Consider the following 15,004-nt stretch of genomic DNA (forward strand, 5'->3'; position numbering starts at 1 on the left):
GGCCGACATCAAATCGGAATCCCTGGCCGGCTTCGCGTCGGAAAACATGGCCGACTTCGTATCGGAATGTCTGGCCGACTTCATCGGAATACGCAGTCGGGCAAGAGTGGTCGTTGGCAGCTACGGTCGCCATGACTTTGAAGCATCGGTTTCAATTCCGTTGGTTCAGGATCTGCTGGCTGTGAAGTTCGCCGGCTTTTCGCTGAATGATCACGGCACGTTCTACAACAAGACATTGGATCGCCGGGTCAGCCGCAAGGACTACCAGGCATTCTCTGGCGCGGTTCGGCTTACCCCGGGCGATCTTGATCTCCAGGTCACTTACGATCACGTAGTCGACAAGAGCGATCTTCCCGCGCTGATAAGCGTCTATTCTTCGCAGACGCGTACGACCAACTCCCCGGGCTTGTTGGATGGTGCTGATCGGGTCTGCAGCAACGTAAATCTGAGCGGCATCTGCGATCGCCCCGATCCGGAAGGCGTCACCACCCAGAACATTGTACCCACTGCCTACTACAAGCTCGATGCGATCACGATCAATGCAAAGGCGGACCTTGGTCCTTTGACCTTTGCCGCGGTAACTGGCTATCGCAAGAGTACAGAATGGGCCAACCAGGATCCCGATGGAACCGAGTACGACCTGTTTCGTACCTACAGGCCGCAGAAGTTCCATCAGTTCTCACAAGAGATGCGCCTGGAATCGAACTTCGACGGACCCTTCAGCTTTGTCGCCGGCATCTATTATTTCAATTCTGCTTACAGCATGCGGCAGACGAGTAAGGTGGCAATGGCCGCGGTAAATCCGGCACAGCCACTGAGCGCGGGTTTCCTCTATCCATCGTATGGCGTCCATCAGGACTATGACTCTTTGGCGCTGTTTTTGCAGGGTGACCTGAAGATTACCGATGCTCTGACGCTCACCGTGGGCGGACGGCAGACCTGGGACGACAAGCGTTTCCGCTTTGATCAATTCGCCAATGGAACGAGCATCCCTTCGACTTCAGCCCTTACAAACCAGACCTACGGGCAAGCCAAGTTCAACGAGTTCACTCCGCGTGTTGCCCTGCGTTATGAAATCACACCTGACGTCAATGTCTACGCCAGCTTCTCAAAGGGTTACAACACCGGCGGTTTCAATGGCCGTGCGGCAGACCCGGCCCTGATTGGACCTTACCAGCCTGAAACTCTCAAGGCTTACGAGGCTGGCTTCAAAGCGGAGCTGTTCGATCGCAAACTGCGGATCAATGGCGCTATTTTCCAGAATGACTTCAGCGACAAGCAGGAAGAAGTCATCACTGCCATCCCCAATCCGCCATTCACCGGTACAGCTGTAGAAAACGCGGCAAGTGCCCGTTATCGCGGCGCTGAACTCGAATTCTCAGCAATCCCGATGACTGGGCTGACGCTCAATGGATCTGTGGGTTACCTCGATGCCAAGTATCGTAACTTCATGGCTTCGCTGCGTTCAGGTACGCCCGTTGTCGACAACAGCGGCCTTAACCTCAGGCGCGCGCCGAAGTGGACGCTTTCTGGCGGGGCCGATTACGTAGTGCCCGTCGGCGCAGGCGACCTGGGCTTCAACGTCTCTGCCCGATACATCAGCAAGACTGAACAGCACATCCTCAACGATCCCTATGGCACCGTACCTGGCTACGAGAATGTCGATGCGGCAATCCGCTATGCTTTCCCAATTGGCACGATCGACACAACACTGACGGGCTTCGTCAAGAACATCACCGACAAGCGGGTGCAGACAGTATACACAACCGGCGGTCTCGGCAGCTTCATCAGCTACATCGGCCAGGGCGTTGGACGTACCTGGGGCTTGGAACTTAGCGCGCGGTTCTAATCGTGCGCAGGCGGGCCGCGCCACAGATGTTTACCTCCCTAACTGCGGCCCGCCGATTTTTATCTTCATTAACGAGCAAAGCGAATGGCACCCAGCAAACTGATTCTAGCGGCTTGTGTGGCCGCTACCGCAAGCGGAGTTCACGCTGAGCCTCGCAGTTACGATGCTTCAAGGGCAGACCAGTTCCTAAACGCTCAGGCTGAGGACATTGTCCCTGAGGAGCGAGAGTCACGGGCAGTGTACGCGCGTCATGCAGCTTATGACGCAGCCATGTTTGGGCAAGTTGCGGTTCTCACCTACAATCAGATATACGCTCAGGCCGTGGATCGCCAATCGGGTGAATTTGTCGGGTTCAATCGATTTGCGCATGACCGTAACCTTGCCACGCCAGGTTATGCGCCATTCAAGACGCCCAATGCCGATACGCTCTATTCCAATGCCTATCTGGATTTAAGCCAAGGGCCGGTGCTGCTCACCGTGCCGCCGACCAAAGGACGCTATTACACAGTCAATTTCCTCGATCTATATGGCAATGCCTCGAACATCAGTGCGCGAACTCACGGGACAAGAGGTGGACGCTTTCTGATCGCCACCACAGATTGGGGAGGCAGTGTGCCGGCTGGCGTCACACTGTTTCGCGTGACGCAGCCCTACATGTGGATCCTCATGCGTATCGAAGCGGAGAGCCCAAAGGCGGTTCCCGAGGTTCGCAAGTTGCAGGATCAATTCATCCTGGAGCCGACAACCGAGCCTTCAGGCAAAGTTTCATATCCTGCTCCTGCGACCCTGGATGATCCGGCTGGGTTTCTCAAAATCTTGAACTGGGTTGTCGAAAACGGCGGGGTACGGAACGAAGAACTGGGACACATCCATCCTTGGCGGGGGATTGGCGTTGGTGGCCCTGTGAGCGTAGATGAAGCCATGTCCGATGAGGCTGTGCAGGAGGGAGTTCGCGCCGGTTTTGGCGACGCAAAGCTCGTGATCATGCGCAATCTCGCGCAGAACGGCACTCCTACTAATGGATGGCGTGAACCGTTCGACATTGGCCGCTACGGTTTTAATTACGAATACAGGGCAACTGTGAACACGCTAGGTACCGGCGCAAACGTGCGCCTGGAAAACTTTGCCTTCACTACTTTTGAGGATGCGCAAGGCGAACCGCTTGACGGGGCAAAGCATGACTATGTTTTGCGCCTCAAGTCTGCGCCGCCCGCCGACTTCTTCTGGTCGATCACAGTGTACGACGGCCAGACCCAGGAACTGGTACCAAACGCGAAAAGCAAGTACCTCGTGGGCGGAAATACCCCAGATCTCATCACCAACAAAGATGGATCGGTGACGCTCACCTTCTCAATGTCCGCCAAGGGACCCAACGCTGTCCCGGTACCCCATGGCCTATTTTACCTGGCCTTGAGGGCGCAGGGTCCGCGGCGCGAGATGCTTGACGGCACTTGGCGCCCCAGCCCTCTGAAAAAGCTAGCCAAATGAAGGGTCCCGTTCTTCACGCTATGTCGGCAGCGCTGCTGGCTGCAGGGCTCGCACCAGGAGCATATGCTAAAGAAAGCGGCTGCGCGAAGTCTGCGGAAACTGCCCCTGAAGCGCTCGCGCAAACTGCTGAAGAACTCTATATCTGGGGATACCCGCTCGTTCAGGCGGCGCGTATCCGTCTTGTCTCGACCCAGGGATCAGTTGCCGATTCCGCCAAGCTCACGGCCCCAATCCATCACTTTGCACATGGACGGGTATTGGCGAACCCCTCCACGCACATTGGTGTAGGACCGAACAATGACACGCTCTACAGCTTGATATGGATGGACTTGAAAAAAGGGCCATTTGTTTTCGAGGCGCCTGACTTTGGGGAACGCTATTACACGTTCTCTCTCAATGCCGCGGATTCAACTTCGAGCGATTCCCTGGGACAGCGGACCCATGGAGGCAAGCTCCCCCCTTTGTTCATCCACGGGCCTGATTTTGCCGGTAGCACTCCTGCAGGCATGGTGGATGTCACCTCGCCGACCCGCTATTTCGAGCTCGCTGGACGAACGCTAACGACGGGGACCGATGCGGATTATGCCAAGGTCCATGCTCTGCAGAACGCCATGAAGCTACGCACGTATGCCGATTGGCGGCATGGTGTAAATCGAGCGCCCACGACGGCCCCACAAAGACCTCTGCACGATGGCGCACACAACATTCCTCCTGATCTGATGTTCCTGGAGGAGCTTGGACAAGTGTTACGCGACTGGTGGGCCCAACCTGACGATGTCGGGTATCTAAACGATGCAAAGAAGCTTGGGATTGATCCGGACGGCTTCAATCCTGGACGGCTCAATGGTGAAGAACGCGCGCGCATTGCAGAGGGTCTAGTCCAAGGACAAAAACTCGTTGAATGCCAGTCACGCCGGCTCGGCGTTCAAAGCCATGGCTGGACGACAAACTACCAGGGCGCGCGTTTCGGCCAGGACTATTTGCTTCGAGCAGCTGTCGCCAAGGACCAGATTTACGTCGCGGTCCCCGAAGAGGCGATCTATCCGATTGGCCGAGTTGACAGCGAGGGGCAACTACTCAACGGCAATTTCGATTATCGCATTAGGATGAGCGCAGATTCCCTGCCACCGGTCGGTGCATTCTGGTCGATCACGCTTTACGATGACAACGGCTTCATGGTCGAGAACCCGATTGATCGTTATTCGATCGGGGATCGAACGCAAGATCTCATGCACACTCAGGATGGATCCGTGGAAATTGCAATCGGGCATACTCGACCATCTGGCGCGGATCTCAACTGGCTGCCAGCGCCACAAGGACCTTTCTACCTGATGATGCGCCTCTATGTGCCTGGCAAGGCAATCCTCGATGGCACATGGACCCCGCCTCCCATAGTACGCGTTTCGAGCGCAGGAGACTAATCATGAAACGTCAATTATCTCTGCTTGCAGCGGTCGTTCTCGCCGCTGTGCCGGTCATTTCGAGTTCTGCCGACGCAAAGACGGCGCAGGCGCCCGCGCGGCCCAACGTGATTGTCATCCTCGCGGACGATTTGTCCTATTCAGATCTCGGGACATATGGCGGCGAAATTTCAACGCCAAATCTCGACGCGCTTGCCAAGCGCGGCCTTGCCTTTACCGCCTTCCATACAACGCCGATGTGCTCGCCTTCGCGCGCTGAGCTTCTCACCGGCGAGGACCAGCATCGTACGGGCTTTGGCACGATGGCCGAGTTTCTTACCGACAATCAGCGGGGGCAACCCGGATATGAGCTTCTTCTCAATGAGCGCGTCTCGACCATACCTGAACGCCTCAAGCCCTTTGGCTACAATTCCTTCATGTCGGGTAAGTGGCATCTTGGGCGTGGAGCATTGCCACCTCAGCGCGGCTTCGACAGGTCCTTCTATCTTATTCAGGGTGCCGCCAACCACTTCATAAACAAGGGCTACGCCAAGCACATGGCTACGGTCCAATACGAAGAAGATGGCAAGCCGTTTACCTTGCCGTCGGGGTTCTATTCCAGCGACTTTTATACCAGCAGGATGATTGACTACATCGAGGAAGGGCGAAAATTGGGCAAGCCTTTCTTTGGTTACCTTGCTTATACCGCGCCTCATTTCCCATTACAGGCGCCAGAGGCGCTCATTGCAAAATATGAGCCTGTCTATGCCGCAGGATGGGACGCGCTGCGCAGCAAGCGCTTCGAACGCCAGAAAGAGCTCGGCCTCGTTCCTTCGGATGCAAGCGCTCCGCCGGCCCGCGAACGGGTGCCGGCCTGGTCATCGCTTTCGCTTGAACAGCAGCGCTATCAGACAAAGATCATGGCCACTTATGCAGCCATGATCGAGGATCTCGACACCAACGTTGGACGTCTCGTCGCCTACCTGAAGAAGACGGGGCAATACGACAATACGCTCATCCTTTTTACCTCCGACAATGGCCCTGAAGCCCTCGACCTCAATCATGACTATTTTCTGCCCAATGTAACCGACTGGCTCGAGGAAAATTACGACAACTCATACGAGAGTGTCGGCAGCGCCAACTCATTCGTTTTCTTGGGAGAAGGTTGGGCCAGCGCTGTGGCTTCTGCCCACCGTTTGTTCAAGGATTACGTTACGGAGGGCGGCATTCGCGGGCCTCTCATTGTCTCGTGGCCCGCTGCGCAAAAGCGGGTCGGGTTCACAGATATGCCATCGACCTTGCTCGATATCCTACCAACTGCGGTCGATGCGGCGGACGGCGAGGCGTTAGAACAACACGCGGCCAGTCCGGCCCGGCCCGATAGTCAGGGAATTTCGCTGCTTCCTTACATCACGGGCCGAAGTGAAGTGATTGCTCGGCCTTTCGATGGCACCGGCTTTGAACTTTTCGGGAACGAGGCATTCGTGTCAGGAGACTGGAAGATCCTGAAACTGAGGGCGCCCGAAGGCGATGGCACCTGGAAGCTATACAATGTCGCCTGGGATCCCGCCGAGTCTCACGATCTCGCGGCAGAATACCCAGTGCGGTTCGCTGCTCTGAAAGCTGCATATCAAGCCTATGCCACGCACAATGGAGTTGTGTCTCCACCAGATGATTTCAGGATTGTCCCGACAGGAGGCAAGCGAGCGGAGACCTCTAACCCTACCGCAAAACCTTAAGCGCGCAGCTTAGCCTTTCATGTTAACGAAGAGGCAGTGGAGGGGACGATGGCTGTAGAATTACCCATTTGATCTGTGCCGCTAAATCCTCTCGGATGCGCATTGTTCTGAGTATCGAAAGCGTACAAGCCAAGGCTTCGGCCCGTAGCTTTGCGCAATCATAACCACGAATGGAAGACAGGATGAACCGTTTCAAAGACAAGGTTGTGGTTATTACCGGCGGCGCATCGGGCTTGGGGTTGGCAACGGCGGAACGTCTCGCGGCAGAAGGCGCCAAACTCGTTCTTGTCGACATGAACGAGGAGGCCTTGCTCAAGGCTACCACGAGCCTACCCGAAGACAGCGATGTAACTTATTTTGTTGCAGACGTTTCGCGTGAGGGCGACGTCAAGGCATACGTGCACAAGGCCATCGGAAGTTATGGTCGCATTGATGGCTTTTTCAATAACGCTGGTATTGAAGGTCGACAGAACCCAACCGAGAACTTCGGGGCCGACGAGTTTCATCGCGTTTTATCAATCAACCTTGACGGCGTGTTCTACGGGATGTCCGAGGTGCTCGCCGTGATGCGTGAGCAGGGCTACGGAGCTATTGTTAACACTGCCTCTGTTGCCGGCATTCGCGGCGTTGGCAATCAGAGCGCTTATGCAGCAAGCAAGCACGGCGTGGTTGGACTGACCCGCAACAGCGCAGTCGAGTACGGTCATTGCGGAATCCAGATCAACGCCATCGCACCCGGGGCGATCATGACAGCGATGGTTGAAGGGTCCTTGCGCCAGATGGCGGGGGACGACTGGGAGGCTGCCGGAGCACAGTTTGTTGCAAACAATCCTATGCAGCGCTTCGGTCGACCAGAAGAAGTGGCTGCGCTTGTCGCATTCTTGCTTTCAGGCGAAGCCAATTTCATCAATGGAGCCGTGATCACGATCGATGGCGGTCAGTCCTACAAGTATTGAATTCCGAGATATCTGACGGTTCGTGATAAGCGATCATTCGAACCCGCAGGAAGAGCGAGTCCCCTGGCTGTTGGTTTTTGGAGCAACTGAGCGTGCGTTGGAGAGTGTGGCATTATGAATGACCTGCAAGGCGCAATTGTCCTGGTAACCGGTTCGAATGGTGACATTGGCAAGGCCATTGTGCACCTGTTCGAGGAGCGCGGCGCAAAAGTCATTCGCTCAGATCTTGAGGCTCCATCCAGATCCAGTCCCGGCGTTGATTTCATCGCACTGGATGTGACGAACGAGGCGAGCTGGTCAAAGGCTATTTCGTCCATCGAAGAGCGGCACGGAGCACTTGATGTGCTGGTCAACAATGCCGGCATCGCCCCGATGACCCGGATGGAGGATGCCTCACTGGAACAATGGCGCCTTTGCCAGCAAGTCAATGTCGAAGGCAGCTTCCTTGGACTCAAGACTGCTGCTCCTTTGCTGGCACGCAGCGGAACGCGGCGCGACGGTGGCGCGGCAGTCGTCAACTTGTGTTCCGGTGCTTCCGACAAGCCGACGGCCTTCAGCGCGGCATATTGCGTGAGCAAGGCTGCCGCACGCATGCTGACACGCGTGGCGGCCGTTGAATTTTCTGCTCTGGCCTATCTCATTCGGGTAAATTCTGTCCATCCAGGCGTAGTCGAGTCCCGGATGATGGATGATATCCTCGCAAAGTTCTCGCAAATCAGCGGCGGAGCACCTATTGATGACCTTCGCAAGGCCGTCGCTGCAGGCAACCCAATGGGGCGCTTTGTAGATCCAGCAGAAGTTGCTGAAGCCGTAGTGTTTTTATCGTCGTCTGCAGCCAGGTTCATCCACGGCGACGCAATTCACGTCGATGGCGGGTATGCGGCCAGTTGATCAATATCAGAGAAGGCTCTGTTGCAAAGATTGACAGCAGCTGAAGGAGGTTGCTGCCTCTCGGCGAGCAATCGGCTGCAACGAAATGCTGGTTGAGCAGGTCCATGGTTTCGGCCAGGGCGGAGGGCTGAAGCGTCCCGGGTTTTCCGGAGGCTATCCGGTTTGACTCAGGCAGCCATATCGAGGGTCTAGTTGCGTTTGCAGGGATGCAGTTATGACGAGCTGAGGGCATTTTCGCTACGAACCGCAGCCGAACGTCTACTATCAGACAGGGAGGTGACAATTGCCTCTGTCGCCCATCGTCTCAGCTTTTCCGACGACCGCGCATTCCTCCGCGCTTTCAAAGGATGGACTGGTATGGCCCCGTCCACTTTCTTGAGCCGGAACAAAGTTCCGCCGATGGACTGACAAATGGCACGAGAAGCCTCACAATATGGGCAATCATCAATTGCACGCCGATATAGAGGCACGGCCTTTGGAATAGCGAACGGACCGCACCTGAGCATGGAATTTTCCTGGCTGAGTGGCAAGGATGGGTCGGACCTAGAAACTGCAGTCACACACTCATTTCGAGTGCACGAGGACCGGGAGCGGGGCGACTTGCGGCGATTGCCGTCGTATACCTCACAAGTTGTGAAGAACTGGCGCCAGGCCGCGCCATACGCATGGCGCAGGCAATATGCTTCGCCGCATGATCGTACAAAGTTGAGCTTAGCAGTCGGATTGGCATTAGCGCCTCTGGGGTTCTGAACCTGCCAATTGAAGGTCACCCGCAAGGGCTGCCATAGTGACAGTTTGCCAAGAGAAGTCGACGGGCTTTTCTGGAAAGTGACTCATTACCAGAGGGTTACAAGACATGCAGAACATGGCCGGTACAAGATGCGAACATGAGCTCGCTGGCATTGTGCTTCAGGCAAACTGTCGAAACGACAGATATAGGCCGTAAGGCAATGGAATCATTGTATCTTTGTGCGATGGCTCTAGCCAGAATCGCAGGAATCTGGCATAGACAGAGCAAGAACGAACATGGATCAAATGGAGCCTTTGTTGATGGGCAAGACCGCAACCAATGTCGGGCAGATCCTTGATCGCCTGTCCGAAGTGTCCAGCCGTCCACGCTATGCGTTTGCCGTTCTCAACCTCTTGGCAGAGCAGGCTGGCCCCGGTTCGAAGGTCGGGCCTTTCATCCAGGACGAGAATGAAGTGCTGCCGCTGCGCGCCTGGGTCGGTAAACGCCTCTCCAGGCTTTCGGGCCGCAGTCAGCGCAGGAAGAAGATCGAACAGCGTGTGCGCGAGGAACTGGCGGACAAGCTCCCCGACGATCTGTTCGAAGCGCAAAGGGTCATCGATGCCGCGGTCGAGGAACATGTGCGCGCGACCGGCGCTGACAACTTCAGTCGCGTGGTGACCGAACTTGAGCGGGCAGGGTACGTGGCGCGCTACTATGAGGGCTACCGCACCAATCATGCGAACAGAGGGGGCTTGCGCAACCTTGTTTGCGTTCTCGATGCCGATGTTTCCGCCGCGCTGCGCCGGCGAGACATGTTGGTTTGATGGGGGATCGGCAGGGCAGGGGCCTCAAGCAGACTTCCCAAAGTAGCGTGCTGTCATCTTGAATCCGATTGTCCGTGATCTCTCGCTTGCCGAGCGATACCGTCCTCGCCACTTTACTGACATAAGCTGCACGATTGCAGGCAAGCGCCAAGCTGCCGGTTTTCACGTTGATGGCTGGCGGCAAAGATGTCGGAAAATGAGCAATGCGCTCCCGTACTACTGAGCGATATCATCGAAGCCGTCGAATTTGTCAGCGCCTCATCGTTCGACGAGCATCATGCCTATATCTGTCCCCGGACCGGGCGAACCCACCTTGTTTCCGAGTCCCTGGATCTTGATGATGCAGAGGACCTGCCCGAGGACCCAGACGGTTGCGGATATATTGCGGTGCCCCATCGCCGCGATCTCGATCTCGGCAAACCCCTGGCATTGGCATTCGTCGCTGAAGAACTCCCGGAGCTGCTTGAGCGAGCCCAGGAGATTTTCCGCCGCAAGGGTGCCTTTCGGCGCTTCAAGGATCTGATCGGAGCACAAGGCAAACTGGATAGCTGGTATGCTTATGAAGAGCGCGCGATGCAGCAGGCGGTCAGAAATTGGTGCGAAGATCTCGACATACCGCTTGCCGGCGAGACGCAAGCTGCAATGCATGGTGAAACGGCCGAACCGTCCCTTCATGTGATGCCTTGTGATGCGTGCGGGGGTTGTGTGCCCACTCTCGAGATGACGCATTTTGGAAGCCGGGAGACCGGATATCGAGACCTCTGCAGCCGTTGCTACAACGAGGAAGTAGCGCGGCTGGGTGGCTTGACGTTCGAGCATGTCGCTTTCGAGCCGGTCGATCTTTTCGATGGACGCGGCAGGAGGCATCGGTTTCATTTTGTGCTGCGCCATCTCGGATCAATGCTGATGCTGGGGGCCTACGAGGTCAGGGCCAATGAGCGCATGGGATACGAGTTCGAGGTCCATGGCGGGCCTGAAGCAGACCCATTCGAACTCATGCAACGGCTCCATAAACGGATGCGCCGAGAGCTTGCGATCACTTACCTGGCCGAGACCGAGTTCGGCCTTGGCATCGCTGAAACCAAGGTCGGAGGGCAAATCACCTGCGATCCGGAAGCCGCAGATCGTCTGCCTGTTCTCGTAATCGATGGGCAAGAGGTCGATTGGGATCAATTCGGCCGCATGCTGATGACTTTCGAGGGGTGGCGGTTCCACCTTGAAATCCAGGAGCCAAGCGAAGAGGTTTGAGCGAGGGGGAAGGGGGGCAGGGCTGATGAGTCGGCAAAAGCATCAAAATCATCGAGCTGCCACTACCCCATGGCCCAGCATCGCAAGATCGATCGCAGTTCTCTGCCAATCGGTCGCCTGCGCAAGTGGCGTTATCCGTGATGCCTCCCGCCGGATCGAGCAATCGGCGTCATGATCGAGAGCGAGTTTTCCATGTTTGATCAGGACGTGCTCAGGTCCTTCGCTGGCGACAAGGCTTTCGCGCGTGGCCAGGCCTATTTCCGAGAAGGATTGGTCGAACTGCTCTCAATTGAGCCAAACAGGGTTGTGGCCCGGGTTGCCAGGACAAAGGACTATGCTGCCATCGTCCTGTGGCAAGACAGCTCATTCGACGGCGAATGTACGTGCCCGGCCTTTGCGCGCGATGGCTTCTGCAAACACATGGTGGCCGCGGTGCTGGCCGCGAACGCCGCGATCGCTTGTGGAACTGCAGACAGCGTCGGTGTGCAGACACGGATCCGCACCTATCTCAGAGGCAAGGATGTTGACGTCCTGGTCGCCATGATCACGGATGCGGCTGAACGTGATCCGGTGCTGTTTCGAAGGCTTGCCATTGCCGCCGCCGCTGAGAGCGCCCACGGCGAGAACCTGGAAGTGAGCCTGCGCGAGGCGGTGGAGGAGGCATGCGCTGCCCGCGGCTTTATCGATTATGCGCGGGCTGGAGAATGGGCCGCTGGCGTAGACGCCGTGCTCGATGCGATGACCGACCTGGCCTCCGGAGATCACGCCGCTCTGGTTGTGGACCTGGCGGATTACACCATCACCCGGATCGAGAGGGCGATCGAGAATATCGACGATTCTGACGGGTATTGCAGTGATCTGTTCGAGCGCGCGCAGCAGCTTCACTTCGAGGCCTGCCAGACCGCCCGGCCGGACCCGGTCGCGTTGGCCGGCAAGCTGTACGTGCGCGAGACCCGCGGTGCCTATGGCACCTTCCTGGGTGCAGCCGAGCAGTATGCGGATATCCTGGGTGAACAAGGGCTCGATGAGTATCGGCGCCTTGCTCGTGAAGCTTGGGACAAGCTGCCTCCCAGCATTGGACCTGTAAGGGGCAGCAGCGCTCATCGATACGAATTGTCCAGATTGGCCTCGATCCTGGATTTCTTCGCAGAGCGCGATGATGATCTGCATGCCCGGATCGCACTGCGTTCGAAGGACTTGTCGTCTCAATGGGACTATTTTCGCCTTGCCGAGTTTTGCCTGGAGCAGGGACTGGCAGACGAAGCCTTGCGCCACGCCGAAGAGGGCCTGTGGCTGTTCGAGGACGAAAGACCCGACGAGCGTCTTGTGAATCTGGCGGTCGACCTGCTACTCAAGAAAGGCAGGAGCGCAGATGCTCAGGATCAGCTTTGGCGGGCATTCAGGAAAGCACCAAATCTTGATCTCTATCGGCGCATGCGGTCGCTTGGCGGTGAAGAGGCTACGAGGCAAATCCTGGACCACTTGCGGGATGGACTGGCTAATGCCTCCGCGAATCGCTGGTATTCGCCCGCCGATCTCCTGGTTCGCATCATGATCGAGGAGGGCATGTTCGAGGCAGCCAGGACGATCGTGCGCGGCCATGGAGCATCACGAGGCGTCAAGGAAGCCCTCGCCTTGGTGAGTGAGGGGACGCACCCGCAGCAGGCACTTGCCGTCTATGCAGAGCGTGTCGAGGAACTCGTGAGCGCAGGTAACAAGCATGCGTACCAACAGGCCGCGACCATGATTGGGCGGATGAGCACGCTGCAAAGCAGTGCCGAACATGGCGAATATGTCATTGCCGTCAGGCAGCGCCATGGCCGCAAACGCAATTTCATGAAGTTGCTCGCATGAGCCCGGGCGGCATTGCGTAATCACGCAGTCCGACCGGGCATTGCCGAGCCATCCGAAAAGACATTCACCGAACTGGCTTGGCCAGTGGTCACGGGCTTGTCGCAATTGCACAAGCGCGCACACTCCTATGTGTGCGCTACGCAAATCGGTTGAGCCGTAGGCTAAGACCTGCCATGGCACAGGTCATGCCACAACTCAGCGAAACAATTCTGGGCGTTGTCGAACGTGCGCCCGAGTGGATCCGTAGGGACCTTGCAGGCAGCGATGCATTGGCGCGGGAACGAGCCGAAGAAGCACTGGCAGCGATGATTGCAGATGCGATTGCGAAGAGCAGATCGCGATAGCCAGCTCGGTTCACCGTAGCATTTCGGATAAGGTCAAAGCGGGAAGGGCAATGGATCCGGCGTTGCGCCCGCTCTCTCTCCTGGCATAGGCTGCACCGGGATCACTGATCGGGATTGCTTTGTGCGTCCCTCGAAATCAGAGGAGGTAATATGCAAAACATGGGTGGAGAGGGGGAAGCTTGTCCCTTTGAATTCAATTTCGAGGCAACGACCTTCAAGGTCGGCGATACTGTCAGTTACCGGGTAAGCGGGAGTCTTGAAGGTTTCCCTTTTGTGGGTACGCTGGTCGAAGTGCATGACGACTTCGTATTGATTGCCGGCGATTCCAACGATCCTGACACGCTTTATCGCGGTACCCGCGAGAACCGGCCGTTGGTGGACGAAGCGCAAGTCTAATCACGTATCTGGAATTTGATCATGACGACTACTCCGCAAGCATGATGTGCTGGCGGATAATGGTCCGAATCGTGATGTTGCGGTATCCATGACCGTGACCCAGAAGCCGCACACATCCGCGCTTCCGAGCAGGTCTGGAAGCGACTGTCTCCCTGCAGCGCGACAGGCCTGGCAAGGACCGTGTGAGGCCGGTCAAAGGGCTGCTTCATCTTCGGCTGGAGCAGCCCTTTTGCACGATTGGGAACGATGTTTGCGCCCATGACCAATCGTGTCGCTCGCGCAGCTTCCCTGGTGGTAGGCAGGTGAACAAAGCGTACTATCGAGCTGCGATCGGAACTCCTGCCATGCCGGCTCGGGAATTGCAGTGTGGATTCCGAAGGAAGCCGACCTGGGATGCCGATTTGATGTCGGCCAGGGATTCCGAAGAATTCCCGGTGGTTCGTTCATGCGGGCACTACCGGATAGCCTCCGCAATTTCCGGTACCATGTCAGACGTGCGCTTGGCCGTCCTCGGCGGCAACCTGGTGTCGCCGCGCATGCCTTTGTGCTCGATATCTTCAACCAGCAGTTTCATCTCGGCGATTTCCTTCACTTGCGCGCGAATAATGCCATCGGCAAGTTTACGTACGCGCGGGTCGCGTATATCGGCTTTGCGTGCATTGTTAATCGCGATCGAGTGGTGCGGGATCATCGACTTCATGAAGTCCACATCACCGATCAAAGTCTGCTGACGGTTGATCGCCAGTGTCGCAAGGCCAAGCAAGATTGCCCCGATCAGAACGACCAGCTTCGTGCCCTGACCCTCGTACATCTTCCACATGAATGCGAGCATGATGACCGCCATCACGCAGCCCATCACGACCGATGAGACGAGGCGGGTGAGGCTAAAAGTCGCATGATCTGCGTCATAGACCAACTGATACATGAGAGGGAACATGATGAGGGTCGAGACCGCGATCATGGAAAAAAAGCGTCCCCAGCCCATTTGCATCATCTGATGTTGCGACTGCTGATGATCCATGGCGGCTTCTCCCTTCGATTTTTGCTCAGCGCCATCATGGTAATGTCAGCCGACGCTTTGCGTGTGATCGGCGAATTCATGGGTTGCCAATCCGGCAATTCCAGCAGGCGTGATGGAGCCGGTCATTTGGTGTCGAGCCCAGTTCAACACCTGAAAACGCCCTGTGTAACCCAAGCAACTAATAGGCAGCCTACCAGTTCCAACGAGTTCGGGTTGAAGGAACATCACCAAAAGCGTCTAATACCAACCTGCGCATTGTCTGAC

At 56.8% G+C, this 15,004-nt stretch carries 12 protein-coding genes; 11 read left to right on the plus strand and 1 reads right to left on the minus strand.

Annotated features, from left to right (window positions below; genetic code table 11):
* From B5483_RS19205 to B5483_RS19260, 11 genes are all read left to right on the plus strand, one after another.
* On the plus strand, window positions 1-1,849 hold a 1,849-nt coding region (locus tag B5483_RS19205), incomplete at its 5' end, for a TonB-dependent receptor (RefSeq protein ID WP_079731585.1).
* Between the two features lie 321 nt (window positions 1,850-2,170).
* Window positions 2,171-3,337 carry a DUF1254 domain-containing protein gene (locus B5483_RS19210; protein ID WP_176168126.1) on the plus strand — a complete coding sequence of 389 codons (1,167 nt, stop codon included), beginning with the start codon at window positions 2,171-2,173 and terminating at the stop codon, window positions 3,335-3,337.
* Entirely contained in the window at window positions 3,334-4,758 is a 1,425-nt protein-coding gene (locus tag B5483_RS19215) for a DUF1254 domain-containing protein (protein ID WP_079731587.1), read from the plus strand. The genes B5483_RS19210 and B5483_RS19215 overlap by 4 nt, the downstream gene beginning before the upstream one ends.
* A gap of 2 nt (window positions 4,759-4,760) precedes the next feature.
* A complete protein-coding gene (locus B5483_RS19220; RefSeq protein ID WP_176168127.1) occupies window positions 4,761-6,476 on the plus strand; it encodes an arylsulfatase in 1,716 nt (571 codons plus the stop codon).
* A gap of 182 nt (window positions 6,477-6,658) precedes the next feature.
* Window positions 6,659-7,432, plus strand: a complete 774-nt coding sequence (locus B5483_RS19225) for a glucose 1-dehydrogenase (RefSeq protein ID WP_079731673.1) — start codon at window positions 6,659-6,661, stop codon at window positions 7,430-7,432.
* Window positions 7,433-7,546: 114 nt separating this feature from the next.
* Window positions 7,547-8,323: an SDR family NAD(P)-dependent oxidoreductase gene (locus B5483_RS19230; protein WP_079731589.1), complete on the plus strand. Its 777-nt coding sequence runs from the start codon at window positions 7,547-7,549 to the stop codon at window positions 8,321-8,323.
* A gap of 198 nt (window positions 8,324-8,521) precedes the next feature.
* Complete coding sequence (locus B5483_RS23780; protein WP_176168128.1) at window positions 8,522-8,731, plus strand: helix-turn-helix domain-containing protein; 210 nt, start codon at window positions 8,522-8,524, stop codon at window positions 8,729-8,731.
* A 642-nt stretch (window positions 8,732-9,373) separates the two neighbouring features.
* A complete protein-coding gene (locus tag B5483_RS19240) occupies window positions 9,374-9,877 on the plus strand; it encodes a hypothetical protein (RefSeq protein ID WP_079731591.1) in 504 nt (167 codons plus the stop codon).
* A gap of 186 nt (window positions 9,878-10,063) precedes the next feature.
* A complete protein-coding gene (locus B5483_RS22955; RefSeq protein ID WP_139384071.1) occupies window positions 10,064-11,125 on the plus strand; it encodes a DUF7686 domain-containing protein in 1,062 nt (353 codons plus the stop codon).
* Window positions 11,126-11,296: 171 nt separating this feature from the next.
* Window positions 11,297-12,979, plus strand: a complete 1,683-nt coding sequence (locus B5483_RS19255) for an SWIM zinc finger family protein (RefSeq protein ID WP_079731593.1) — start codon at window positions 11,297-11,299, stop codon at window positions 12,977-12,979.
* A 494-nt stretch (window positions 12,980-13,473) separates the two neighbouring features.
* Window positions 13,474-13,719: a hypothetical protein gene (locus tag B5483_RS19260; RefSeq protein ID WP_079731594.1), complete on the plus strand. Its 246-nt coding sequence runs from the start codon at window positions 13,474-13,476 to the stop codon at window positions 13,717-13,719.
* Between the two features lie 454 nt (window positions 13,720-14,173).
* On the opposite strand, the gene B5483_RS19265 is transcribed toward B5483_RS19260, so the two are convergent.
* Entirely contained in the window at window positions 14,174-14,740 is a 567-nt protein-coding gene (locus B5483_RS19265) for a DUF305 domain-containing protein (protein ID WP_079731595.1), read from the minus strand.
* Between the last annotated feature and the right edge of the window lie 264 nt (window positions 14,741-15,004).

Origin of the sequence: Novosphingobium mathurense (assembly GCF_900168325.1) — a bacterium.
In the GTDB taxonomy this organism is placed as follows: domain Bacteria; phylum Pseudomonadota; class Alphaproteobacteria; order Sphingomonadales; family Sphingomonadaceae; genus Novosphingobium; species Novosphingobium mathurense.